The sequence below is a fragment of the Aquabacterium sp. genome, from assembly GCF_016195855.1.
GTDB lineage: Bacteria > Pseudomonadota > Gammaproteobacteria > Burkholderiales > Burkholderiaceae_C > Aquabacterium.
Genome location: NZ_JACPYU010000010.1, coordinates 1 through 25,265, shown reverse-complemented (window position 1 = coordinate 25,265; position 25,265 = coordinate 1). Strand labels below are relative to the sequence as shown.

General features: G+C 62.9%; 23 protein-coding genes. 10 read left to right on the top strand and 13 right to left on the bottom strand.

What is annotated here, in order from left to right:
* Window positions 1-5: 5 nt before the first annotated feature.
* Complete coding sequence (locus HY019_RS08530; protein WP_290690375.1) at window positions 6-1,019, bottom strand: FAD:protein FMN transferase; 1,014 nt, start codon at window positions 1,017-1,019, stop codon at window positions 6-8.
* A 212-nt stretch (window positions 1,020-1,231) separates the two neighbouring features.
* Between HY019_RS08530 and HY019_RS08525 the strand changes: the two genes are divergently transcribed.
* Entirely contained in the window at window positions 1,232-1,708 is a 477-nt protein-coding gene (locus HY019_RS08525; RefSeq protein WP_290690372.1) for a hypothetical protein, read from the top strand.
* 25 nt (window positions 1,709-1,733) lie between these two features.
* On the opposite strand, the gene HY019_RS08520 is transcribed toward HY019_RS08525, so the two are convergent.
* Window positions 1,734-3,395: a GMC oxidoreductase gene (locus HY019_RS08520; RefSeq protein WP_290690366.1), complete on the bottom strand. Its 1,662-nt coding sequence runs from the start codon at window positions 3,393-3,395 to the stop codon at window positions 1,734-1,736.
* 340 nt (window positions 3,396-3,735) lie between these two features.
* On the opposite strand from HY019_RS08520, the gene HY019_RS08515 reads away from it, so the two are divergent.
* Together HY019_RS08515 and HY019_RS08510 are read left to right on the top strand one after the other, a co-directional pair.
* Window positions 3,736-3,921, top strand: coding sequence for a CsbD family protein (locus tag HY019_RS08515; RefSeq protein ID WP_290690362.1), 186 nt, complete (start codon window positions 3,736-3,738; stop codon window positions 3,919-3,921).
* A 126-nt stretch (window positions 3,922-4,047) separates the two neighbouring features.
* A complete protein-coding gene (locus tag HY019_RS08510) occupies window positions 4,048-4,617 on the top strand; it encodes a ferritin-like domain-containing protein (RefSeq protein WP_290691448.1) in 570 nt (189 codons plus the stop codon).
* Between the two features lie 60 nt (window positions 4,618-4,677).
* Here HY019_RS08510 and HY019_RS08505 read toward each other — a convergent pair whose 3' ends face one another.
* Window positions 4,678-5,046: a PRC-barrel domain-containing protein gene (locus HY019_RS08505; RefSeq protein WP_290690359.1), complete on the bottom strand. Its 369-nt coding sequence runs from the start codon at window positions 5,044-5,046 to the stop codon at window positions 4,678-4,680.
* A 169-nt stretch (window positions 5,047-5,215) separates the two neighbouring features.
* Here HY019_RS08505 and HY019_RS08500 point away from each other — a divergent pair, with 169 nt between their 5' ends.
* A complete protein-coding gene (locus HY019_RS08500; protein WP_290690354.1) occupies window positions 5,216-6,223 on the top strand; it encodes a PHB depolymerase family esterase in 1,008 nt (335 codons plus the stop codon).
* 260 nt (window positions 6,224-6,483) lie between these two features.
* Entirely contained in the window at window positions 6,484-7,068 is a 585-nt protein-coding gene (locus HY019_RS08495; RefSeq protein WP_290690351.1) for a L,D-transpeptidase, read from the top strand.
* Between the two features lie 6 nt (window positions 7,069-7,074).
* Here the strand turns inward: HY019_RS08495 and HY019_RS08490 are convergent, their stop codons facing one another.
* Both HY019_RS08490 and HY019_RS08485 read right to left on the bottom strand, forming a co-directional pair.
* Window positions 7,075-7,782, bottom strand: coding sequence for a hypothetical protein (locus HY019_RS08490; protein WP_290690348.1), 708 nt, complete (start codon window positions 7,780-7,782; stop codon window positions 7,075-7,077).
* Between the two features lie 76 nt (window positions 7,783-7,858).
* Complete coding sequence (locus tag HY019_RS08485; RefSeq protein WP_290690345.1) at window positions 7,859-8,371, bottom strand: hypothetical protein; 513 nt, start codon at window positions 8,369-8,371, stop codon at window positions 7,859-7,861.
* A 119-nt stretch (window positions 8,372-8,490) separates the two neighbouring features.
* Here HY019_RS08485 and HY019_RS08480 point away from each other — a divergent pair, with 119 nt between their 5' ends.
* Complete coding sequence (locus tag HY019_RS08480) at window positions 8,491-9,267, top strand: DUF4142 domain-containing protein (RefSeq protein WP_290690342.1); 777 nt, start codon at window positions 8,491-8,493, stop codon at window positions 9,265-9,267.
* 32 nt (window positions 9,268-9,299) lie between these two features.
* On the opposite strand, the gene HY019_RS08475 is transcribed toward HY019_RS08480, so the two are convergent.
* Window positions 9,300-9,743 (bottom strand): PA2169 family four-helix-bundle protein, encoded by a 444-nt coding sequence (locus HY019_RS08475; RefSeq protein WP_290690340.1) that lies wholly within the window; start codon window positions 9,741-9,743, stop codon window positions 9,300-9,302.
* Window positions 9,744-9,998: 255 nt separating this feature from the next.
* On the opposite strand from HY019_RS08475, the gene HY019_RS08470 reads away from it, so the two are divergent.
* Complete coding sequence (locus HY019_RS08470) at window positions 9,999-10,904, top strand: AraC family transcriptional regulator (RefSeq protein WP_290690312.1); 906 nt, start codon at window positions 9,999-10,001, stop codon at window positions 10,902-10,904.
* Window positions 10,905-11,134: 230 nt separating this feature from the next.
* Here the strand turns inward: HY019_RS08470 and HY019_RS08465 are convergent, their stop codons facing one another.
* From HY019_RS08465 to HY019_RS08445, 5 genes are all read right to left on the bottom strand, one after another.
* Complete coding sequence (locus HY019_RS08465; protein WP_290690309.1) at window positions 11,135-13,303, bottom strand: phage infection protein; 2,169 nt, start codon at window positions 13,301-13,303, stop codon at window positions 11,135-11,137.
* 444 nt (window positions 13,304-13,747) lie between these two features.
* Window positions 13,748-15,187 (bottom strand): amidase, encoded by a 1,440-nt coding sequence (locus HY019_RS08460; RefSeq protein ID WP_290690307.1) that lies wholly within the window; start codon window positions 15,185-15,187, stop codon window positions 13,748-13,750.
* A gap of 36 nt (window positions 15,188-15,223) precedes the next feature.
* Window positions 15,224-16,291: an MBL fold metallo-hydrolase gene (locus tag HY019_RS08455; protein WP_290690305.1), complete on the bottom strand. Its 1,068-nt coding sequence runs from the start codon at window positions 16,289-16,291 to the stop codon at window positions 15,224-15,226.
* Window positions 16,288-17,133: a fumarylacetoacetate hydrolase family protein gene (locus tag HY019_RS08450; RefSeq protein WP_290690302.1), complete on the bottom strand. Its 846-nt coding sequence runs from the start codon at window positions 17,131-17,133 to the stop codon at window positions 16,288-16,290. The genes HY019_RS08455 and HY019_RS08450 overlap by 4 nt, the downstream gene beginning before the upstream one ends.
* Before the next feature lie 76 nt (window positions 17,134-17,209).
* Complete coding sequence (locus tag HY019_RS08445) at window positions 17,210-18,505, bottom strand: alpha/beta hydrolase (RefSeq protein ID WP_290690298.1); 1,296 nt, start codon at window positions 18,503-18,505, stop codon at window positions 17,210-17,212.
* Window positions 18,506-18,714: 209 nt separating this feature from the next.
* Between HY019_RS08445 and HY019_RS08440 the strand changes: the two genes are divergently transcribed.
* Both HY019_RS08440 and HY019_RS08435 read left to right on the top strand, forming a co-directional pair.
* Window positions 18,715-19,362, top strand: coding sequence for a TetR/AcrR family transcriptional regulator (locus HY019_RS08440; RefSeq protein ID WP_290690295.1), 648 nt, complete (start codon window positions 18,715-18,717; stop codon window positions 19,360-19,362).
* Window positions 19,363-19,587: 225 nt separating this feature from the next.
* On the top strand, window positions 19,588-20,217 hold the full coding sequence (locus HY019_RS08435; RefSeq protein WP_290690293.1) for an MBL fold metallo-hydrolase: 630 nt from the start codon (window positions 19,588-19,590) through the stop codon (window positions 20,215-20,217).
* On the opposite strand, the gene HY019_RS08430 is transcribed toward HY019_RS08435, so the two are convergent.
* Both HY019_RS08430 and HY019_RS08425 read right to left on the bottom strand, forming a co-directional pair.
* On the bottom strand, window positions 20,218-21,117 hold the full coding sequence (locus HY019_RS08430; RefSeq protein WP_290690290.1) for a M48 family metallopeptidase: 900 nt from the start codon (window positions 21,115-21,117) through the stop codon (window positions 20,218-20,220).
* 60 nt (window positions 21,118-21,177) lie between these two features.
* Window positions 21,178-22,704 (bottom strand): MFS transporter, encoded by a 1,527-nt coding sequence (locus HY019_RS08425; RefSeq protein WP_290690286.1) that lies wholly within the window; start codon window positions 22,702-22,704, stop codon window positions 21,178-21,180.
* A gap of 153 nt (window positions 22,705-22,857) precedes the next feature.
* Between HY019_RS08425 and HY019_RS08420 the strand changes: the two genes are divergently transcribed.
* The gene (locus HY019_RS08420) at window positions 22,858-24,558 is read left to right on the top strand and encodes a methyl-accepting chemotaxis protein (RefSeq protein ID WP_290690282.1); all 1,701 of its coding nucleotides are present in this window, start codon (window positions 22,858-22,860) and stop codon (window positions 24,556-24,558) included.
* The last annotated feature ends 707 nt before the right edge of the window (window positions 24,559-25,265 follow it).

The window sequence follows — 25,265 nt, the reverse complement described above, 5'->3', positions numbered from 1 at the left end:
GCGACTCAACATGCCTGCCTCGGGGCAGCTGCTGTCAAACCGGAAGAAAAGTGCAAGGCGCCTGACGCGTCCACCACGACCGCGTCCACGCCGCAAAGGGACTCGATCAGGGCCAGGCCCTTGTCCACGCCCAGCACGAACACCGACTTGGACAAGGCCTCGGTGGTCAGCCCGTCGTTGGCCAGGATCGTCACGCTGCGCACACTGGCGGGCGAGCGGCCCGTTGCCGGGTCGATCAGGTGGTGGAAGCGCTCACCGCCCTCATCGAAGAAGCGCTCGTAGTCGCCTGATGTGGAGATCGACACGTCTTCAAGCGGCAGCACGGCCACCATCTCGCCAGCACGCCGCGGGTCGCGGATGCCGATGCTCCAGGGGCGGCCGCGGTGGTCACCGATCACACGGCTGTCGCCGCCAGCACTGATGTTGGCGTGCTGGATGCCCAGCTCACGCAGAATGGCCGCGGCGTTGTCGACCGCATGGCCTTTGGCAAAGCCACCCAGGTCAATGCGCATGCCGGGCCGCGCGAAACGCAAGGTCTGCTCGGCGGTGTCCAGCACCAGATGGCGCCACCCCACCGCAGCACGGGCGTCTGCCAGCGCTTGCGCACTGGGGCGAATGCGCTCACGGTAATCGTAGAGATGGCCGATCGCGGCGTAGCTGATGTCGAACGCCCCGCCGGAGAGCTCGGAAAAGGCCAGGGCACGCGCGATCAGACGCATCATCTCGGCACTCAAGGGCACAGGTGCCGTACCCGCATCGCGGTTGATGCGCGAGAGCTCGGAGTCGGGTTTGTGCGGGCTCATGACCCGGTCGATGCGGTGCATCTCGGCCATCACGGCGTCCATGGCGGACTCGCCCTTGGCGCGGTCATCGCACCACAGCTCGACGCTGATGGCCGTGCCCATGATGGCCTCTTCGCGCTTGAGCCAGCCGCGGTCGACACCCTGCGCCATCTGGCCTGCCTGAGGGCCGATGCGGGGGCGGGTGTCACGAAGATGAGCCTTCAGCGCGCCGAACATGCTGTTGCGATTTCCTGTTGGTGATGGGGCCGGCGCTGGCTTGAAACACGTGCCAGGACCTGCCTTCACGCAGATCACGCGCCTGTGGTCAGACCCGGGCGCACCATGGAAACCTGGTACTGCAGTTCGTTTAATTCACGCTAACGTCGGTGTTACCGAGTATGCGGGGACTCTTTTCAGACAGACTGCGAGCAGATGAATCAGATGTAAGCGTGCGCATCTCACATGTGACCCGTGCCAAACTCGAACGCCAGCTCAATCGGACCTGCACCGTGGCCTCAAGCAACCATGACCCGAATGCCCTGCCCCCCCATGCGGACGGCGGACAGCGCCTGGCGGTGATCGCGCAAGCGCTGTACCTGTGCAACCTGCTGGTGGCGCCGGGCCTGGCCTTTTTGGCGCTGCTCTGGCTGTGGTTCAAACACAAGGACAGCGCACCACCACTGGCGCGCCAGCACCTGGCTCAGGCCACCTTTGTCAGCGTCATGGGCGGGATCCTGATCGTGTGCATCACCGTCGGCCTCATCGCGATGGGCGGGCTGCACTGGCCCTGGACCTGGGTGGTCGTCATCACCTACTTCGTCTGTATACATGGGGTGCTGGTGCTGATGGGCATGTTCGCGCTGGCCAAGGCCATGGCTGGCCAGCCGTGGCGCTACCCGCTCATCGGGCCCCGATCACGCCCCTGATGCCGAGCGCCCCCCACCCACAGGCTCAGATGACCGTGCCGATGTCGTTTTGCACGATGAGGTCCAGCGCCCGCTCCACGATGGCCGCAATCGTCATCGACGGGTTACAGGCACAGGTCGCACCGGGCATCAGCGCCCCGTCGAGCACATAGAGCCCACGTTGCCCCTTGACGCGCCCTTCGGTGTCGCAGACCACGCCCATGCACGCCCCACCCAACGAGTGCCACGTGGTGTTGACGAGGTCATTGGTGTTGATCAACGTACCGTCGCCGTTCACGATGGTCTTGAGACGATCGTTGATACGCTGGGCAACCACCGCATCCCCCTTGGAGGGCCAGGTCAACTCGACCTTGTCGGTGAGGAAGTTGTAGATGAACTTGCCGCGCCCTTCGCTCATGCCATAGCCCACCAGCATGGTCGAGTGCGTGTCCGACGACGAGGTCGTCACCGTGCTGCCAGCGGGCAGCAGCGCCGAGGACATGGCGTCGGTACCCGCTGCGCTGGCGTTCTTGGACGAGGGCGGCAGCGAGGCCTGGATCACGGTGTTGGCGGGCTGGCCGGGCGTTGCCCAGTCCTTGCTGCCAAAGACGACGGGCCCACCTTGCACCGGGCCAAAGGACTCGGCCTTGCTCGTCCAGACATAGATCTGGTCGCCATTGGTGCCGTAGCCCTCGCCCACACCTGCGGGCAAGCCCTTGATGTCACCCCGTGCCTTGGCACGAACCAGCAGCTTGGAGGTGTTGACCGTGCCGGCAGACAGGATGAGCGTCCTGGCCGTGATGACCTTGCGCTCCAGCACGGTGCCCGTCTCGTCGGTGCGATCGGCGTACACCAGCCACTGGCCATTGGCCGCGCGCGCGATGCGGGTGACATTGTGCTGGGCCTCGACGGTGGCATTGCCGGTGGCGATGGCCTGCGCCAGATAGGTCACATCTACCGAGTGCTTGCCACCGTTGTTCACACCCAGCGCGCAGTCACCGTTGGTGTAGGACGGTTTCATCTCGCCGCGCAGTTCGGCCAGCGCATAGTTCCAGTCGATCGGCATGGGGATCTTTTCCAGATTGAAGCCGGCTGCCTGCACCTTCTGCGCAAACACGCGTGACGCCTTGTAGGTCGGGCTGTTGGCCAGCTCGTCCGGTGCGGTGGCCACCTGCAGCATCTGCGCCACCCGGGGGTAGTAGATGGACCGCATCGACTCCCAGTCGATCTGCGGGAAGCAGGCCTTGAAGAGGCTTTCCGTGGGCTGCAGCGTCATGCCCTGGTAGATGAGCGAGCCACCGCCCACGCAGGCCGGCGTGACGGCAATGATGCCTTTGCCAAAGAAGGGCTCCAGCAGCCCGACATAGGGGTTCAAGCCAATGCGCTTGCCGTTGACTTCGGGCCAGATGTTGTAGAAGAGATCGCGCTTGTCCAGGGTCGTGGCATGCGGAAAGGTTTCTGCATTGGGGCCTGTGGGCCACCACTTGCCACGCTCCAGCACCAGCACCTTGATGCCCGCCTGGGCCAGACGCAAGGCGGACACTCCGCCACCAAAGCCCGAGCCGATGATCACCACACGCTCTTGCGAATTCGTGGTGGGGATGGCGGCCTGGGCCAGCCCGGGCATCGACGCCCCGACCGCGGCACCGGCGCCTGCTACGGCTGCGGCGCCATTGCCAAGGAATTTGCGGCGTGAAATGCGTTTCATGTAGACGTCCTCAAATATCAGATCGATGCGAACGGAATGCAATGCAGGCTCTGGGCACTTGGCCGAGGCCCTTCCGGGCGCATTTTTGTCAGCCGCTCACCGCGCTTCAATAGCTGGGCTGACCAAGCTATTAACTGATCTGACACAAATCAGGGAAAGTCCTGGGGCGCATCCAGGCAACCGTGCGGACAGAAGCCCGTCGCCATCCCTTCGGGTTGCATTGCTTGATGCTGCAGGGGACGTGCGCTGCCGAACAGACCGCCCCCACCCGCTCCGGTACACCCGAACCAGGTGCAGGCCTTTCCTGTGCCACCTTTCAATCAACCAATCGAGGTGTGACATGAACAAGGACCAAGCCAAGGGCGTCATCAAGGAAGCCACAGGCAAGATGCAGACCAAAATCGGCCAGGCCATTGGCAGCAACACGCAACAGGCCAAGGGCGTTGCCAAGCAAGTGGAAGGCAACATCCAGAAGAAGGTTGGCGACACCAAACAGGCCGCCAAGGACCTCATTGACAAGAGCTGACACCCAGGCAGAGGTTGACCGTGCCCTTGAAAACAGGGGCACGGACGCCAGGCCGAATCACACCGCTGCTTTCAAGGAGATCCCATGAGCCACACTGACAAAGCGCCCTCGAACAAGAACAAGGGCATGGCGCAACAGCAAACTGATTTCACGTCGGAAGGCGCGCCGCCGCCCATTCCCAGCCTGAGCTTGAACATGAAGGCCATTGAAGCGGCCACGCGCGATCTGGAGCAAGGCTCCATCACGCCCCACTATGGCTCCTGCCGCCAGGATGTCATCAAGCTGCTCAACGACGCACTCGCCACCGAATTGGTCTGCGTGCTGCGCTACAAGCGCCATCACTTCACGGCAGACGGCCTGGCATCTGCGAAGATCGCGCAGGAGTTTCTGGTGCATGCCAACGAAGAAGCCGTCCACGCGGACCGATTGGCGCGCCGCATCGTCCAGCTCAACGGCGCACCGGACTTCTCGCCGGAGTCGTTGACGCAGCGTAGCCATGCCCCTTACGACGCCTCGCTCGATCTCAGGGAGATGATCCGCGTCAACCTGATGGCCGAGCGCGTGGCCATCGAGGCCTACAGCCAGATGATCGACCTGATCGGCAACACCGATGCCACCACACGGCGCTTGCTGGAAGACATCCTGCGTGAAGAGCAAGCGCACGCAGAAGAGCTCAAGGACTGGTTGGTGGGCTAGGTCAGGCAGAGTCGAGGGATGGCCAAAGCCCGGACACGGCCCGGGCCTCGTTGCGCCGCCTTATTCCCAATAGGGCGCGCGGTCGTAGTAGCTGGACAGCTCACGGTTCCATTTTTCATCGCTCATGGCCGGCCAGTGATCGGCATCAAAGCCGGGAGCGGCCTTCAGCGTTTCCTTGGACGCATCGAGCACGTATTCGTTTTCGGAAGGGTTGTAGGCAAATGCACTGAAGGGAATGGCAAAGAGCTTTTCACCCATGCTCAGAAAGCCACCAAACGACACGACGGCATAAGCCACCTTGCCCGTCTGCGGATCAATGACCATTTCCTTGATGTCGCCGAGGCTTTCATGCTTGGGGTTGACGACGCTGGTGCCGATGATGCTCGATGCCTTCATCGGCGAGTTTGAAAACGTTTGGGATTGGGTCATGTTTGAACTCCTGTTGAGTCGTGAATGAAGACCGGCCCCCACGTTCGTGCGAGGTGAAAGCCTGTGGTGAGCCTAGACGCTGAGCCAAGCACACACCGTGCGCAAGCGCACCGAAGGCACCGAAATATGCAGGCACCATGAGCCTGCTTCGCTGAAATGAATGGCCCGAATGAGAAGACGCACCCATACCGCCCTGTGGGCCAAGGCGCTGAAGCGCAGCATGGCCGTCATCACCCGCAGCAGCGTGGGGGTGGGCAAGCGCATGGTGAGGCAGGCGCTCAAGGACACGATGGACCGCAAGGGGCCACCACAAGGTGATGGGGACTGGATTGCGGGCGTGGCCATCGGGCTCAAAGGCGTGCGTCGATTCCGGCTCTACCGCCCACCCGATATACAGCGCGGCGAGCAACTGCCCTTGCTGGTGATGCTGCATGGCTGCGGACAGGACGCCAGGAGCTTTGCCGCGAGCACGCGGATGAACCGGGTCGCGGCCCGAGAACGCTTCATGGTGCTCTACCCGGAGCAAGAGCGCATGGCCAACGCACAAGGCTGCTGGAACTGGTTCGACACCGATGGTGGTCGCGCATATGGCGAAGCAGCGTTGATCATGAAAGCCATTGACCAGGTCTGCCTGATGTGCCCGGTCGATCGGGCTCACATCGCCGTAGCGGGTCTTTCAGCGGGCGCCAGCATGGCGGCGCTGCTTGTCACGCGCTACCCCGAACGCTTCAAGGCCTTGATCATGCATTCGGGCATCCCACCTGGCACGGCGCATTCGGGTCTGTCGGCCCTTGGCGCCATGCACGGCCAGCGCACAACCAAACCGCTGGCAGCCAGCTCGCTGTCGGTGGCTGCCGTGTGGCCGCCGCTGTTGGTGATTCATGGTGCAGCGGACCTCATCGTTTCGGCCAGCAACGGGCGCGCAGCGGTACGGGTCTGGGCGACCGCGGCCGGTGCGCAGGCGGGCCACGTGCGCCACGTTCAGCGCGGCAAGCGCTACCCCATGACGGTGACCGACTTCAAACGCCAGGGGCACATGGTCGCCACCCTGGTCGAGGTCGGGCAGCTCGGCCACGCATGGAGTGGCGGCGCGGCCAGGCACCCATTCAGTGATGACAGGGGGCCGGATGCATCCCGCATGGTGTGGGCGTTTGCCGCCAGACAGTTTCGAGGCTAGCGGACACCCGTGTTGCCTGCCGCCAAGGCGTCGAGCCGGTCGTCATGCGGGGCCCGACCAGAGGGCCAAAGCCCTCGCGCTCGAGACAATTGGGAGGTCATCAGCCGTTTATTGCCGTCATCGCTTTGACGCCGCATTCCTAAAATCGCGCGTGCACTCGCATCCGATCCGGATTTGCCGATTGGCCTGAGCGAGCGTTTGCTGGCGATATGGGCGACGGCTGGATGCGGCACATTGTTCTCTTGTGGATGAGCCTGGTGATGTCAAGCGCACCAGGCGTTTGCCTGTCAGCGGCCCCGGCCACCACATCGACTCAAGGAGGCGCGGCGGCGTCCTCGGTCGCGCTGGACTACGCCCGGTACGTCTTGTCAACCGGGGATCACCAAGGCATGCCGTTTGCCATCGTCGACAAGATCGCTTCGGTGATCCTGGTCTATCGCGCAGACGGCACATTGGCTGGCCAATCCACTGTCTTGCTAGGGCAGACCAAGGGCGATGCGATCGTGCCCGGTACGGGCGAACGCACGCAAGCCAGGCGCCTGAGCCTTGCCGATCGCACGACACCGGCCGGGCGCTTCGTCAGCGAACCAGGTCATAACGAGGTTGGCGAGGCCATCGTGTGGATTGACTACACGGCGGCCTTGGCCATTCACCGCCTTCGCCCCAGCCCACCGCAGGAAAGGCGCGCACAACGCATGGCCTCCCGCAACCCTCAGGACAAGCGCATATCGGCGGGCTGTGTCGTGGTGCCGGTGGCGTTCTATCTTGATGTGGTCCAGGCTGTGCTCGGGCACCGCAAAGGTGTCGTCTATGTCATGACGGAAGACGGCCACCGACCAACCTGACGCCCCTTACCTGGCGGCGCTGCTGGCCATCGCAAACACCTGCTGGATGGGCTTGCGCTCTGGCAACACGTACACCAAGGCCCGCTGGCGTTCAAACACGGGGCGGATCTGGGCCTCATAGAAGGCCACGGGCACGTTGATGCAGCCGTACGAAATGCGCTTGTCTGCGATGTCCGGGGACGCCAGACGAGCCAGACGGTGCTCTGCTGGGTTGGTGGTCAGGACGCGGTGAATCGACACCCCCGCGTCATAGTCAACCCACACGACATCTTCGCCACGGCTGTCATGGCCTCGCTCTGCCAGGAAGCGGCCCGCCGGCGTCGTGCGCTCCTCGGGTCTGACCTCTGCCACCGGGCGCTGGCCGATGCCGGGCACGGTATCGTCACCGCGGGCGGCACCCAGCAACACGGACGTCGAGCCGCGCAACCTGGCATCCTCATCAAACACATACAACCTGGCTGCGCGCTTGTCGATGACCAGAAAGGCCGATTGCTGGTTGTCATGCGTGTCGCGGATCCATTGGCGAACCTGCCGGGCGTCACGGGAAAGCAGATCCGCCCCCACCTCCTCTTGCCCTTGTTGAGCCGACACACCGGAGAGGAATGGCTTGGCCGGCTCCAGCTGATTGGGACAGAGCACAGCCAGGATGGCGATCGCCATGACCAGGCCTCGGCCAATGCCCTCCATCAGGTCGAGCCAGAGCTGTGTCCACATGGTTTCTGGGGCCAAGCGCGCCCACCCAAGATGCTGGGCACGCCCGGCATCTCAGATGCAGCGTCAGCCTGGCCGATCAGTTGCGGTCTGCGCGAGCCGGGCGTTCGCTGGACGGCGTGGCGCTGGACGGGCTCGAGGGATTGGAAGGTGAGTTGTCCATCGTATTGGTATTGGGATGGGCGCTGTTGTCAGGCGTCGTCCCCATCGAGTTGGGCGTTTGCTGCTGGCTGGGTGCGGACAAGCCGCCAGAACCCATCGGGGATGGGGATGGATCAGCCTGCGGCGCGGTCTGAGACGGCACAGATGGGTTGTCTGGCTTGGTGTCAGGGCTTTGCGCGTAGACCAGCGCCGTGCCGCCAACCACCGCCAGGCACACCGTCGATGCAATCATGAATTTGGGAATCCGCATGTCACTCTCCTTCAGTCGTGTGATGAACACCTTGGCGCTGATCGGGATGGACAGCGCGGGCGTCACCATCTCTTGTAGCAAACGGCGCGCCCGCACCAGCCATGCTGCTGCCGCAGGAGGATGCGCCTGCGATGTGCCGGGCAACAGGTAAGCTTTACCGCTGCCTTGCAAATACTTCATGGTGTGAAGTGGCAGGCATCACACGGAAGCAGGTGGAGGCTGGCCATGGCGATGGTGCGGCAAGAACGGGCACGTTGCATGCCACCAGCATCAGACCAGATATGGGTGGAGGTGCAACCATGAAACGGCGGATGTCGGCCCTATCAGGGCTCATTCTCTTCATCGTGCTGGATACCATGCTGCTGCTGAGCGGATGCGACCAGGCACCATCGCACGTGCAGGCAGATGACGTACGTGCATCGACAGGTGCCGGTCGTACCACGGTGGCCGACGGCGCGGGCCGATCTGCGCCACCGACGCTTTATGGCGCATCTGCCCCGATGGCCCCCGGCAGCGATGGCTTGTCGCCCATGCTGGCCAGCGCGCCACCTGGCGCAGGGCCGGTGAACACTGGCAACGCTGCGGCTTCAGGCCCGCAGGCCACCACCACAGCGACCGAGCCCGCGCCCCCACCCATCATGCTCAACGCCACGGAGGCTCAGTTCTTTGCGCAGGCCGGGGAGGTGCTCATCTTCGAGGCCCGCGCGGCGGAAATCGCGGCCACCCGGGCCGACGACTCGGCCGTCAAGTCCTACGCCGCCATGTTGATCAGTGACCAATCGGCCATGACAGGCGGCCTGCAACAATTGGCTTCGCGTTTGCATGTACCCCTGCCGGTGTCGCTGTCCCTGGCCAGACAACAGACCCTGGATGGGCTGGTTCAAGCCACGCCGGAAAGCTTCGACAGGCAATTCGTTCAGATCGCGGGTAGCCGAGCACAGCAAAGCATGATTGCGCTCTTCGAGCAAGCGATGAGAGAGGCACAGAACCCCGCGATAGTTGACTATGCCAATGGGGCCTTGGCCATCTTGCGTGCGCACCTGAGCACCGCTCAAAAGCTGCCCATCCAGGGATGAGGCTCATGCGTGCTCGTGAAGCGCAGCCTGTTCTAATGGGCCAAGGCCGCGCGAAAGCGGTCACGCAGACGGCGCATCTGTTCATGGTTGCGTCGCACCCCCTGGTATTGGTGTTCAACGAAGCTGCGAACAGGTTCCGGCAGCATCTTGTCCAATGCCTGGCGGTAATGAGCCTCGGCCACGTCTTCGCGGCGCTCGCATGCTTCCAGCAGGGTCAGGTCGGTACAGCGATCAAACTGGTCATCGCACGCGATCCGGTGGCTGCTGACGACATCGACCACCTTATCGGCGCCGTCCTCTCGGCCACCACACTGGCCCAGCAAAACCTTCAACTCGCTGATGGCACAGGCGCAGTCTTCGGCGCGTGCGGCAAAGATATCGCGGAGATCGGCACAGGACGCGTGTTTCGAGGCATCGATAAAGCCCCATTGCCCGTCTCTGCTGGCCTCCATCAAGTCAATGAGGATGTCGATCATGTCGTTTGACGTCATGGTGAACTCCTTCGCGCCCGGTATTGACGGGGCTTGCTCATGAACCTGTAGCAGGCAGCGTGCCCATGAGGGGCTGATCATGCCCGTGACGGCGGGCAGCGCATACACCATGCCATGGACGTGGGCTACCGCCGCGAAAAAATGCCAGCGGATCCTCACCCATGTCAGCAACTTTTGTCAGGTGTGTCAGCCTGAACACCTGCATCATGACCACCGTGGCTGCATGAGGCGGGAGTTGATTTGAAAGCGCTGACCCAAGAACACTATCGCGCACGGCTTGCCCGTGTGCTGGATCACATCAACGCGCATCTCGATGAGGGTGTCAGCATCGAGACGCTGTGCGACGTGGCGGCATTCTCGAAGTTCCACTTTCATCGCCAGTTCAGCGCCGCTTATGGGATTGGTATTGGTCGATATCTCCGTCTGTGCCGATTGCAGCGGGCCTCGGCGCAACTGGCCTTTGACGCCCACATGTCCGTGACCGAGATCGCACTGGCAGCGGGCTACGACACCCCAGAGGCTTTTTCACGGGCGTTCAAGGAGTCGGTTGGGCGCACGCCAAGTGCATATCGCCAGTCACCCACATGGGTCTCCTTGCTTTTGCCCTATCCCTTCATCCTTGAATCGAGGAGCGCCACCATGCACAACACTTTCACCTTGGATCAAGTTGAACTGGTCGACCTTCCCGCCATTCCCGTTGCCCGGCTGACGCACCATGGTGCCCCCTCCCGTTTGCATGAAACGATCAGGCAGTTCATCGCCTGGCGCCAATCGGTCGGGCTGACACGTGCGGTCAGCGCGACCTACAACATCTTCCATGTCGAGCAGGACACGGCTCCCGAGGACTTCCGTGTGGACTTGTGCGCCGGCACAGACCGCCCTGTGCCCCAGAACGACCAGGGGGTCACCGCCACCGTGATCCCCGCCGGGCGCTGCGCGATGCTGCGTATCGTTGGATGCGCCAACGACCTGGAACCCGCAGCCACCTTCCTGTACCGCGATTGGCTCCCCGGCAGTGGTCAGGAATTGCGAGATTTCCCCATGTTCTGCCGACGCGTCAGCTTCTTCCCCGATGTCCCGGAAGAACAAGCCATCACGGAGTTGTTCCTGCCTCTGCAATGCCCGGGCAGGCAGGGTGCAAGCTGATCCCCGGCCGCGCCAGGCCGGATGATTGATGTGGATTGAATGGACGGAGGCATCGTCGGACCAGGAAGCAAAGCAACGAGCAGGCAACGGCTAGCTACCAGACGGAAGCGACGCTTCTAGCGACCATTCTGCATTCCGTACACCCGCTTCGCAGCGGGTGCGGTCTTCCTCGGCGTGAAACCAAGCTCACGCTTCAGGACCGGAAGCCGTCATTGGCTCGCCTACTGCTGCTAAATCATGGCGACGACTTCCGCGTGAAGGCGGCGTAGGTGCAGATCGGACATGTCCAAGATCGGTTCGTACATGAACGAGTTCAGATGGATGTTCTCCGGCGTCATGAGCAGAACGCGCTGAATGACGCCCGCGTTGTCGAGCTCCGCAGGGAAGTCGGCTCGGTAGCGCTTCAGGAGCGCGGGAGTCTGATTGGCGGTAATACCGGCTAGCCAGACCGCATCGTTGATCTTGGCGGCCATGAACCGCTCAGCCTGCAGGCGGGTAGCGATCGCCAACACGACCTTGTTCTCGAAGTTGATGCCGTCCGGTGCCTGCAGACAGGCAGCGACCTCTGCGGCAAGAAGATCAACGACGCGGGCCGCAGGGTTGCCCGACTGTCCGGCGGCACCAAACAGCCTTGTGTAGATGTCATCAAGATCCGCCACGGTGATCTGGTCCGTGCCGCCCTTCCAGTGAAGCAACGAAGTGAGGAGCAAGTAATCCGGGTCGGCTTCGCCTTTCGTGTACTCGATGAGGTTGCGCATAAAGGGCACGCAGCAGATCTTCTTGCGGTCGTCGGTAAAGAACGCTGGTTTCCAGGCATTAATAAAGACGTTGCGTACGCCCTGAGCCGCCTCGAGCGTGACGCCGCCAGTCGTCTTTGACACCATGAAGCAGTTCTTCCGCTGAACGAGGCGGCGGCTCTCGATGGTCCGGTAGAAATCGAAGTTATGGGTCAGGATGAGCAGCTTGAAGTGCTGATCCTCAGCCAGGTCGGAGAGGTACTGAACGATAGCGTACTTGTTCTTGTAGTCGAAGGAGTCCGCGATGTCGTCAACGACCAGAAGTGTCTGCTGACCAGCCGCACGACGTACCTCGATGTCGAACAGCATGTTCAGGACGTGGAACGCCCTCTTCTCGCCGGTGCTGAGTGTTTGCAAGAGGGCGTCCCGCTCGACTGGCGCATGGTCGTTGCCGTCCTTGAACACGAAGCCCAGACGAGGTGCCGTTTCCTTGCCTAAGACCACCTGAATCTTGTTGGCCACTTCAAGATGGAAAGGGACGATGAAGCGGTTGTTGAACATGTCAATGACGCTTTGCCATTGCGTGTGTTCCTGGCCAGCCTGTGCCTCGATCTCGGCTGATCGCAAGGCAGCCTGTTCGACCTTGTTGATCAGGTCCACGTACAGAGCGTAGTTCGCCTTGAGGTACGACATCCAGAGCTTCTTGTTGAAGGCAGCCGGGTCGGCGAGCTCAGGCAGGAGGTCTTCGTGCCCTTGCAAGTACGACTCAAACTCGCGGAGCTGCGCGTTCTTTTGGATCTGCTTCTCGAGCTCCTCATACTTCTGGCGCAGCGCAGCATCCTCAGAAATCTTGGCGCGCTCCGCATCAACAAGGGCTTGGAGCTCGGCCTCAGAGTTGATCTCCTTTTTTTCTTCGCCGTTGAGGCTCACCGAATGCTTGGCCTTGAAGAAGCCGCTGGCTTTCAGCTCCTTGGCCACGTTGGTGGCCGCGTAGTAGTTGAAGCCGCCTTTCTTGAAGTACTTCGAAGCCGCGAGCAGTTCGTTGTACTTCCTCGTGTAGTCATTGATAGCCGTGCGGAAATCACCTTGTGCCAGGAACGCGACGACCCGCTCGTCGTTCAAGACGTCATACGGCACGTCCTTGAAGACGGGTTCCCAGTCCTTGGCTAACTCCTCTTTCAAACTGGCGAGCGTCGCATCAAAATCCCCGCTGGTAGGTGCGAACACCGACAAGACCTCGCGTTCAATCAGTCGTTTGGTTTTTGCGGTGGCCTTGACTGCGGTTATCAGGGCTGCCCGCGCAGCAGTGACGCCCGCGTGCAACGCTTCGTATTCCTGCCGGAGGGCGGCATTCACCAGGAGGGTCGCAGTGGCGTTTCCCTTGCTGGCAAATTCCTCATAAGGCCTGAGCACAAGCACACTGGCAGCGCCGATGTCGGCACTGTTCTCATCCTGGACCACACGCACGGTGGCGCGGTTCGGGAAGATCCGGTCCCGAGATGCCTTGCTGTCGGCGATGTCCTGGAAGGTGCTTGCCAGCGAACTCTTCATCGATCCGTTGGGCGCGTAGATGGCGATAGCGGCATTGCCACCGAAGTCCAGCACAACGTCCAGTTTGCGGATTCCATAGCAATGCTCCAGCTGGAGCTTCAGCTTGTCCATGTTCTCTCCCTCGTCGTCGTTCTAGGGTATGTGTTCCCAAGCGTAATTCCAAGTCGGACCGCCCCGGAAACGAAGCAGGCTGCCCCCTGGCATGCTAAGGGGGAAACGCATTACCTGAGGAGAGGCGCCTGTTGGTCGGGGGAAGTCTGCCGCCCCCGGTAGATTGAAGTGGTCAGCCAGGTCGTCAGGTTTCGAGTGACCGCATTCAGAAATCGCCGACATACGCCGATGGGAACCGAGCTGCGGCCCCAGCCTCAAGCCGACATCACATCATCGATGTGTCGGTTGTGCAGCGATTGCTGCCGATGATGCTCGGACATTGAGTTCACGGTTTGTGCCACACAACGGGCATCCACGCACCAGTGACATCTCGAACCCAATGGCCGGCTTCAAAGTCTGCCAGACCTTCATCCCACAGCAAGGGGACCTCAAGCAATGTGCGACTCAAGGCGCCTCAATGCGTGGAAACTTCACCTGCGCCTCCAGTTCGAAAGCCAGCGACAGCAGCTTTGATTCGTCACCAGCCTGTGCCGACAGTTGGATGCCGATCGGCCGTCGATCCGTGCTGGTCATCCCCATCGGCAATGAAATGGCGGGGGTGCCCAGAACGTTCTGCATGGGCGTGATGCCAACATAGCCTGTTAGTCGCGGCAACAGTTCCTCGGGCGCACGCTGCGGGCTGAGATAGCCCAGTGCAGGCGAGGCATGCGCCACCACCGGGCTCAACACCGCGTCGAACGGCGCAAAGTGAACTTGATTGAAGCGCTTGAATTGATGCAAAGCCACCAATGCAGAAGGCATGCGAAACCAATTGCGCTGGAAGAAATGCATCAGCTCCAGGCTTAAACCCTCGTACTGAGACAGATCCCAGTCGGAGCCCTTGAACATCAGGCGCCCGAAGCGCGCCACACTGAAGCTCATGAGACCCCAGTAGAGCACAAAGGCATCGACATAGCGCTTGTTCAGGCCTGCCTGAATAGGCTCCACAGCGTGGCCCGCGGCCTCGAGCAAGCGCGCCGTGCGAAGCAGCGTCGCCTGCGTATTCGCGTCGACGGGCACATCGCCAGCCGCACTCAACAGCAGCCCCACCTTCAGTCGTCTGGTGCTGGGCCCCTCCACCAAGCCAACGCGAGGATGGCGACGGTTGTAGAACGTCTTTTCTGCCTCGGCGAAGAACATGGCGGTGTCGCGCACCGACCGGGTCAGCACGCCCTCAGAGACCAGATTCAAGGGCAGGTAGCGAGACACCGCGCCATTGACGAAACGATCACGCGACACCTTGAGCCCCACCAGTCCGCAGGCCGCTGCCGGAATGCGGATGGAGCCGCCTCCGTCATTGCCGTGGGCGATGGGCACGACGCCTGCAGCCACCAAAGCAGCGGCGCCCCCTGATGAGCCGCCAGCGGAGTAGCCCGTGTGCCAAGGGTTGGCCGTGGCCGTGCCGTCCTGGTATTCGGTGGTGCCATTGAAGGCATACTCGGGCAGCGTGGACTTGCCGATCACGTTGAACCCTTGCGCCAACAGCTGCGCAGCAAAGGGGTCGTGTCGCCTGGCCTTGGCCGACTTGAAGATCCGCGAACCAAACTGCGTCGGAAAGCCTGCCAAATCCGCGGTGTCCTTGATGAAGGTGGGCACACCGGCGAAGGCTCCTTGCGCATGCGTAGCGCCTCCAGGCGAGGGCTCCGCCCAGGCGCGCGCCTGATCGTACGTGCGCAACGCAATGGCGTTGAGACGAGGGTTGACCTGCTCCGCACGGGCGATGGCGGCTTCCGTGACTTCCCTGACCGACACGTGGCCCCGTCGAATTTGCTCTGCCAGGCCGACGGCGTCCAGATCGCCCAAGGCATCGGGTTGAAAGGCGTGGACCGGGGACACAGCAGACATCGGCTTTTCAATCGACTGTCGTTAAATACAAAAAGTTTACACAGAAGACCTTGCAAGGCCAGATGTCAGGCGCGCTTGCTTGCGGAAGTGATCCAAGGCGCCCAGCGGCCCGACCAGACCGCCCGTGTCCAGGCCCCACTCGCGATACAGCGTGCACGCCGACGTGAACAGACGCTCAGGCGCGATCCACGCGGCGAAAGGCGAATCTTTGAATCCCTCAGATTGAAGGCAATGGCGGCTGGCCGGTTCAGGGGGCATGCCGGCCCTGGCCATTGGTTCCAGGCTGGACTGCAGCCAATCCCAGTAGTCGATCTGCGATTGCACATCAGCCAAGGTCGCCAGTGGACCATGCCCGGGCACGATGACCTCGGAGTGCAGTGCCTTCACCTGCTCCAAGGCCGATACGATGCGAGAGACGGGACCGGCCCACGCTACCGGCGTGACGCCCACAAACAGGATGTCGCCGGTGTAGACCACCTGACGCTCCGGCACATGCACGATGCAGTCCCCATCGGTATGAGCAGGCCCCACTTCCATGAGCCGCAAAACCACGCCATTGACCTCGATCGTGGCGGTGCCACTGAAGGTCTGGTTGGCGGCCATCACCTTCACGCCACCGAACCGATAAGGGCGCAGCATGTCGCCCATGTAGCGCCCCAAGGCATCCACATCTCCGATGGGCAAGCGCTGGAACAGCTTGGACCCCCATTGCAGTGCGCGCAACTGTGCAGGCGGATGCTGGTGGATCTGCCGGGCGCTGGCCTGCGTCGACGTAACGACCCGATCTGCGAACAGCTGGTTGCCCCAGCAATGGTCGCCGTCGGCATGCGTGTTGATCACATGCGAAATGGGCGCGCGCTCAATGACCGTTGCCGAATGAACCAGCATCTCGCGCATGAAATGCAGGTCCCAGCAGGTATCGATCAGAACGGATTGATCGCCACAACGGATCAGGCCCAGGTTCGTTTCTCCCCAGCTGCCATTGGGGACCATCCATGCGTAGGTGTCTGCCCTCAGCTCGTAGAGCCCTTCGTCGAAATGTGGCAGTGCGCCCATCCGGGTGCGCTGACGGCCCGTTGCCGCGATCAAGCGCGCGTTGTTCATGTGGCCCATTGGTGCTTGATCTCCCCCACCTCTTCGATCATCAGGCGCAGCGTATCGCCAGGCTGGAGCCAATGTCCATTCTCCAGCGCTGTCCCGAAAGGCAGCGTGCCGCTTGCAATGAGCTCTCCGGGCCACAAAGGCTCGTCGGTGGACAGGTGGCTCAAGGTCTTGGCCCAGCCATGCAGCATGTTGGCGGTACTGGTCCTGGCAACGATCCGCCCATTGATCTCGACGAAGGCCTGGAGTTGATCGATGCGGGGCAGCACGTCCTGTGCGTCCACCAGCTCGTCGGACATCGAACTGCAAAAGTGCTTGCACTTCTGCGGCCCCAGGCCTGTGGCCATCTCGCTGCGCTGGACATCACGCGCACTCCAGTCGTTGACCACCACAAAGCCGCCGATCGCATCGAGCGCCTCTTGGTAGGTAGCGTTGAGCAAAGGCTTGCGCAACACGGCGCCGAGTTCCAGCTCGTAATCCAGCGCCTTCGTGAAGCGGGGTGGCCGGATGGGCGTGCCGCTGGGCACGAAGCTCAAGTGGTTGCCAAAGTAGTAGACCGGCTGGCGGTAGGCCAGAGGGTGAGGCTTGAACGCCGGGAATGGTTTGCGCAACAGCCGTTCGTACAAGCTCGTGAACACGTGAGCGGCCGGCATGAAGCGTTTGGCATAGCCTCTTGATGACTGAATCCAGTGCTGCTCATAGAGGCTGCAGTCTCGAAATGACAGTGGTTGCAGCGGCAAGGTGACATCGCTCATGGGTTCGGGCAACCAAGACCGCGTTGCGGCTTCCTCTGCAGTGGCCCAGCGCCATTGACCCGCTTCTTCAAGCTGCCAAACCTTGGACATGAGATGACCTGAATACTGACGGCGCCAGCGCATTGCGTTCTCCTGTGGTGTGGATAGTGGAGTGGACATGAGCAGCTCATGCTCTGCTGGTATCAGGCACAAGGTGCCCGCGCAACCATGCTTGCGACAGGTCCAGCCAATCGTTGTAGTGCCCCATGGCGCAGTGGTCGTCGTTGGGGTAGAGCTTCAGCGTGCCCTGTTGGGCACCCTTTGCCAGATCGATGGAGTCCTGCGTGCTGAGCAAGGTGTCCTTATCGCCATTGATGACCAGCAAGGGGATGTTGATCTGACGGTAGCGTTGTTGGAGCGACAGGGCCTTCAGCTTCAGGCCAAGGTCCATCAAGGTGTGGGCACCCGTGGTGTTCAGCAGGGCTTTGATGATGATGTCGGGGATGCCGATCGTGCTCTTGACCTTGAACGAATGATGCGTGGGCGCCCCGCAAGCGACGGCACATCGCAACTTCTTGCTGCTACCAGCCATCCGCGCCGCCCAATAGGCGCCGAAGCTGACACCGACGAAGCCCACACGAAGTGGATCGATGCGGCTGTGGCCAGACAGGTTCTCGATCACGGCGTGATAGATGGCCTCGGAGGCCAATGACATCCGCTGGCGATAGCCGTAGGTTCCAGGCATCTCCATGATGAACACGGCCATGCCTGAGTCGTGGTACCGGAGCAAGGGAATCGCCAACTCTTGAACCGTGCCCTCCAGTCCGTTGGTGATGATGGCCAGCGGATGGCGCGCGGTTCCAGCGGGCGTCACGAGATAGCCTTCGACCGCGTCACCATCCACCTCGATCTGGTGTTTCTCGATCACCATGCCCACCAGCGGGCCCACGATGGCGATCAATTCGTCGAAGAGCGCGCGCGACCGCGCGTAGGCCTCCATGCGGGCCATCGTCCCGCCCGGGAACGCGCTGACCTGGTAGTAGGTGATGGCCTTGACCAGGCTTCTCAAGGCTGTCATGGCTCGGTGGCTGCCAGGCGATGCCTGCTTGTCAACGGACGACACCGCAGCAGCCGCTTCGTTCAGTGTCATCAACGCCGCAACCCGCTTGCCAAAGGGTGACAAGGCATCACGAAGCGCGACCCAATTCAGGCCTTTGGTATCTGCGGCATCGGCGGGCACCGCAGAGAACGCGCCGGCAAAGCCGGGCAGCACGGTCTCGATGGATGCCAGTTGTTCTCGGGCCAGGGCATTCCAGTATCCGCACCAGGCTTCATCCTTGAAGGACCGCACGCCGTTGAGTTGCGCAGCAAAGAGGCCAGGATCCAGGCCGCCCATGGACGCATAGCGCTGGACGAACAAAGCTGGAAGAAAGAAGCCCGCCCCCAGCCGCTGAGCGGCCAGCTCGGTGGTCCTGCTCAGCATGCAGTTAGTGATGAACATCCGCCGCAGCGCGTCTTTGATAGATCTCATTCCATGTCCATAGGCCTGGGGGGCAACGAGGCGTTCCATGCAGGCATGAACACGCCTGCGCTGCATCCGCTGCCTGAGTGCAGGCACTCACTATTGAACACACGTTCAATAGTGCAATTATGCGTACACTGTTGACTGCGTGTCAAACAGTGAGAGGGTGCATGCCGAAGAAGGGTCTGCCAAAGGAGGCCATTGGCCCGCGTCTGGAGCCTGATGCCCGTCGTGCGCACTTGCTGGCTGTGGGTACATCCGTGTTCGGCAGCAAGGCCTACGACGAAGTCCAGATCGACCAGATCGCACAACAGGCGGGGGTGTCCCGCGGGCTGCTGTATCACTACTTTCCCAGCAAGCGGGTCTTTTTCGCGGCCATCGTCCAGGTTGGGTATGACGAGATCCTGGAGGTCACGCGCCCGGATCCTTCGCTGTCACCGGCCGAGCAATTGCAGACGGGACTGGGGGCTTATCTCGACTATGTCGAAAGCCATCCGCATATGTATCGGGCCATATTCCGCAGTGCCGCCAGTCTGGAGCAGACCGTCCAGGAGGTGGTCAACCGCAATCTCGATCTGCAAACCAGGCGCATCCTCACAGCGCTTGGGGGCACGCCGGCGCCCCAGTCGCTGCCCTACCTGGCTGTCCGCGCCTGGCTGGCATTCCTGATCCAGGCTGTGCTGGATTGGCTTGATCACGGCGCCCAGGGCGACCGCCAGAAACTGATCGATATCTGCGTGGGTGCACTTCGGGGAGCGACGGTGGCGGCGCAACAATCTGTGAACCCAGCTCACAACGTGGGCCGTGCATTGACTTAGCGGTCTCTGCACAGGTCAGGCTGCTATCGCCTGCTTTGCAGACCGCCACGCCGCCCGCATGGCACGAGTGACTGGTTTCGAACTTGGTCGCCATTCAACTGCCAAAACTTATCGGCAGCAACCAGATTTGACTGGGGCACCCTACCCACAGAGTGCTACGCTCCCAAAAGTCGTTTCGAATCAATGCGTTTTGAAACTATGTTATCCGATACCTCTCTTCCAGCCATGTTCCAACGTCTCACCATCCCCGTCACGTCCTTTGAACAGAACTGCTCTCTGGTCTGGTGCACGGACACCAAGGAGGCGGCCCTGATCGACCCGGGCGGTGATGCCGGCACCTTGCTGGAAGCCATCGAGGCGCGTGGCCTGACGCTCAAGGCTTTGTGGCTCACGCACGCGCACATCGACCACGCCGGCGCCACCGGCCACTTGGCCAACACCCTGGGCCTGCCCATCATCGGGCCGCACCCTGGCGACCAGTTCTGGATCGACGCCCTGCCCCAGCAAAGCCAGATGTTCGGCTTCCCGCAGGCCGAGGCCTTCAAGCCCACGCAGTGGCTCAAGGAGGGCGACACGGTGCAGATCGGCCTTTGCAAGCTGCAGGTGCTGCATTGCCCGGGCCACACGCCCGGCCATGTGGTGTTCTACGAGCCCACCACGCGCCACGCCTTCGTGGGTGATGTGCTGTTTGCCGGCAGCATTGGCCGAACAGACTTCCCCGGTGGCAACCACGCCGACCTGATCAACGCGATCAAAACCAAACTGCTGCCCCTGGGCGACGACGTCACCTTCACGCCCGGGCACGGCCCGGAGAGCACCCTCGGCGAAGAGCGCGTAGGCAACCCCTATCTGTGATCAGCGCGGCGTATCGGCCACGCCCCAGTAAGCCAGGGGCTCGGTGGCCAGATGGGCCGCGCCGATCTTGCGTGGCGCATCAAAGCGTTGATCGGGCTTGGGGGCTTTCTCGTACAAGGGCATGACCTTGGGCAGATTGGCCTGGATCTCCTGGATGCGGTTCGAGCTTGAAGGGTGGGTGGACATCCACTGCGGCGGCGCGCCCTTGGACGCGGCGGACATCTTCTGCCACAGGCTGATGCCCGCACGCGGGTCGTAACCGGCACGCGCGGCCAGCTCCATGCCCACCAGGTCGGCCTCGGACTCGTTGCCGCGGCTGAACTTCAGGGTGAGCAACTGGCCGCCCATATTGAGCAGCGCATCACCCATATTGCCCAGGCCGAACAGGCTGGAGATCAGCCCCGCGCCCATGCGGGTGGCCGAGGTCTTGCCCATCTGCTCGCGGGCATGTTCGCGCAGGGCGTGCGCCATTTCATGGCCCATGACCATGGCGACCTCGTCGTCCGTGAGCTTGAGTTGATCCAGGATGCCGGTGTAGAAGGCGATCTTGCCGCCGGGCATGCAAAAGGCGTTGAGCTCTTTGGAGTTCAGCACGATGACCTGCCAGCGCCACTGTTTGGCACGCGGGTTCCAGTCCATCGCAAAAGGGATGATGCGGCTGGCGATGGTGCGCAGCCTCAGCACCTGCGGGTGGTTGTCGGGCAGCAAGGCGCCCTGGGTCTTGGCCTCGGAGGCCAGTTGCAGGTATTGCTGCTGGGCGGCAGCCTCCACCTGCTCGGCGGGCACCAGGCGCGCCAGCACGGACGTGCCACGCTCGACCTCCACGCCTTCGCGCGCCATGGCCACAGGCGCCACCGCGGCCAGCGAGAGCACGCAAGCGGACAGGAGGCTGGAAGCCATTCGATTCAAACCAGACAGACTCATCACGACACCAAGGAAACAGGAAAAGGGCCTGCAGACTTAACGCAGCCCGGCCTTGTCCAGCATACGCCGGACGGATGGCAACAGCACATAAGCTGGGAACGACAGCCAGAAAGTCAAGAAGAAGAACACCGCGTAGCCCATCTGCTCCACCCCCAGGCCACCCGCCCAGCCCGCCACGGCGCGCGAAAACGCGAAGATGGACGAGAGGATGGCGTACTCGGTGGTGGCGCGCTCCTTGTCGACAATGCCCATCAAAAAGGCCATGAAGGCGCCGGTGCCCAGGCCGCTGGTGAAGCTCTCCAGGCCGCTGGCGCCATAAACCGCCGCTTGATAGTGAATACTCACTTGCATGCCAGGCTCGGTGTGCGGCACATACCAGGCGGCCAGGGCATAAGCCAGGTTGGACAAGGCCTGGGCCAGGCCCAGCACCCACAGGCCCTTGAAGATGCCGACGCGGTCCACATACCAGCCGCCCGCCAGGCCACCGGCGATCGACAACCCCAGGCCCACATTGACGCTGACCAGGCCGATCTGCGCCGGGGTGAAGCCCGCGTCCACCCAGAAGGGTTTGACCATGAAGCCCATGGCGGCATCACCCAGCTTGAACAGCAGGATGAAAAGCAGCACGGGCAGCATGCCCGGACGGGCCAACAGCCCCACCCAGGCGCCGAACACGGGGCCATCGGCCATGGCGTGGGCCTGCGGGCCGTGCGCCGCCCGCACCATCAGCCCGGCCCCGGCAAACATCAGCCCGACGGGCACCGCCCCCTTGAACCACCAGGTGCCGCTGACAGCTTGCACGGCCTCCCAGCCCACCGCCTTGGCAACCGGGCCCAGCACCGGCCACAGCAGGCCGGCCAGCACCAGACCCAGGGCCAGCAGCCACAGCGGTTGCTGGCGCACGGCCTCCCATTCGCGCGCCGATGCACCCTCGACTCGCGCCACGCGCAGAGGCTGGGCCGGCGCCATCAGGATGGACGCGCCATTGATCAGCATGAGCACGGCGCCCAGGCCATAGGCGGCCGTCCAGTTCGGGTGGCCCGGCTCGCCCAGGCTGCCGGCCACGACCAGCAGGCCGCCCGCCGCCAGCATGCCCACGCGGTAAAAACCGATGCGCAGGCCGTTGGCCACGCCGTACTGGCCTTTGGACAGCAGCTCGATCGTGTAGCCGTCGGTGGCGATGTCATTGGTGGCCGACAACATGGTGAAGGCAGCGAGCAGGGCCCAGGGCCAGGTGGCGCCCTGCCCCAGCGCCTGCGGGTGCAGGGCCAGCGTCGCCAGCACCAGGGCCATGCCGGCGTTGGCCCCCGCGATCCACCAGCGGTGCCCGCGCCAGGCGTCGATCAGCGGCGCCCACAGGAACTTGACCGTCCAGGCCAGGCCCAGCAGGCTGAGCAAGCCGATCTCGGCCGGGCCCACGCCCGCCTGGCGCAGGTTGACCGGGAACAGGTCGTAGAACAGCCCCAGTGGCAGCCCTTCCGAGAAGTACAGCAGGGCCACCCAGGCCATCACGGTGCGGGGGCTGGACAGGGGCGACAAGGGTGATGGCGACGAAGGTTGCATCCGGGGATTGTAGGAAGCCCCTGACAAGGCCAGTAAAGGCCCCGGGAAAACGGACTTTTCACACGTTTACCGGCCACGGCGAGCGAGATGATCCCGATGGCGTCGACACGCAGTTGGTCGTCTTCGCTTTGCGCTGCGCGCGCAGGAGGCTCTATGAACTTTCGTACCCGGATCCGTGTGCTGCCCCTCAGTGCGGCTGCCGTGTTTGTCATCGGCATCGCGGTCAGCTTCTTCGTGGGTGAGCGCACCTCCAGTGTCCTGGCGCACCTGCATGAGGTCGACAACCCGCACATGGCCTATGTGACGGCCATTGACCGCAGCGCCGAGCAACTGCGCCTGACCTTGCAGACCGCGGCCGCCGAGGGTGACAGCGAGCGCCTCAAGGAAACCGACGCCATGGTGGCCACGGCCCGCGAAGCCCTGGCGGGCATGCAGAAGCTGCCCGAGAAGGCCGCCACGGCCAAGGAGCTGGACAGCGTCTTCGACACCTACCAGAGTTCGGCCATCGGGGCCACGCGCGCGCTGGTCAGCAAGCAGGACCCGGGTGATCAGCTGGGCAAGATGCAAGGCGCGCAGGCCAGCCTGCAAAAGCTGCTGGAGCAGCACAAGAAAGCCGCCAAGGCCGCCATCGACGAGGCGCAAAGCAGCGCCACACAGGGCGTCAACAACAACCTGTGGGTGACGGTGCTGACCGGCATCCTCGTGCTGACGGTGCTGGGCGTGGCCTCGCAGGCCATCGTGACCTCGGTCTGGCGTGACCTGGGGGGCGAGCCCGCCGACCTGCGCGACCTGGTGGGCCGCATCGCCGAGGGCGACCTGAACCTGGCGCTGCAGCACAACCCCAAGGACACCCGCTCGCTCAAGGCCTCGGTGATCACGATGACGCACCGCTTGCGCGACACCATCGGCGTGATCCGCCATGCGACCGACTCGATCAGCACGGCCTCGTCCGAGATCGCATCGGGCAACCAGGACCTGTCGCAGCGCACGGAGCACACCGCCTCGAACCTGCAGCAGACGGCCAGCTCCATGACCGACCTGACCAACACCGTGCGCCAGAGCGCCGATGCGGCCCGTCAGGCCAACCAGATGGCCACTGGCGCGGCCACCGCGGCCCACCGCGGCGAAGAGATCGTCCAGCAGGTTGTGTCCAACATGGCCGAGATCAATGACGCCAGCCGCAAGATCACCGACATCATCACGGTGATTGACGGCATCGCCTTCCAGACCAATATCCTGGCCTTGAACGCGGCGGTGGAAGCCGCCCGTGCCGGCGAGCAAGGCCGTGGTTTTGCCGTGGTGGCTGGTGAGGTGCGCACCCTGGCGCAGCGCAGTGCGCAAGCGGCCAAAGAGATCAAGACCCTGATCAACTCGTCGAGCGAGAAGGTCGAGTCGGGCTCGAAGCTGGTGCAGGACGCGGGCCAATCGATGAGCGAGATCCTGGGCAGCGTGCAGCGGGTGTCGGACATCATTGGTGAGATCACGGCTGCGGCGGGCGAACAGAGCCAGGGCATCGGGCACGTGAACCAGTCGGTCAACCAGCTTGACCAGATGACGCAGCAAAACGCGGCGCTGGTGGAGCAATCTGCCGCTGCGGCAGAGAGCCTGAAGGACCAGGCGGCCAAGCTGGCGCAGGCGGTGGCGGCGTTCAAGCTGGGCCAGGCGCAAGGTGGGGCCATGGGGCAAGACACCCATGTGCACAAGGTGACGCCGGTGATCAAGCCGCGGCCCGCAGCCAGTGTGGCTTTGGCCAAGCCGGTTGCCCCCTCCGCACCCGCCCCACGGCCCAGCTTGCCGGCGCCTACTGTGGCGGCTGCGGCCCCCAAGTCGGATGACGATTGGGAAACGTTCTGAGCGGCTTTTTTTAGGCAACGCATAGCGCCTATCGGGAGAGCGCGGGGCGCGGCCGAGGTGGCATGCGGCGGGGCTTCATGTTGACGGTCCTGCCGCAGGCAGGACTGCCCTGCGCTGCTCCAGGCAAGGTGGCGCTGGCGAACTTCCTGCGCGCCCTGACGGCCGCTCCGGTCGAACAACGCCAGCGGGTCAGATGACGAAGCGCGCTGCGCGCGCCCACCTTGCCACTGCGCTGCTCGGCGTCCCCAAGGCGCCACGCCGCACACCACCTCAGCCTTTGATCGCCCCGCTTGAGTGCTGCCACGGTTGCTGGCACGACAGCAGACCAAGCGTTAGCTCAGCGACAGTACAGGCACGGGCACCCATTGACAGCGATCGCAACAGCACTGATCCATCGAAGCCTAGCTCGTGATTTTCACCAGAACCAGCGACCTGTGCACGCCACGAGCGAGGTGGAAAAGGGCTGAGCCGGCATCTGGCCGGGCGCCTTGGTGACGCCGAGACGCGCAGTGGCGAGGTGGGCACGCGCAGCGTGCTTCGTCATCTGACTGGCCCGATTTGTTTGAGTGAAGCGGCGCAGCCGCGCAACGAGGTTCTATGTTTTGACGCAAGCGTTTTGTACGCCCATCTGGCTTGCATCAAAGGTTTTTCCACTGCGCCAGATTGCCCATGCGACTCTCAGAAGCTTGCGAGCCAGAATGACGAGG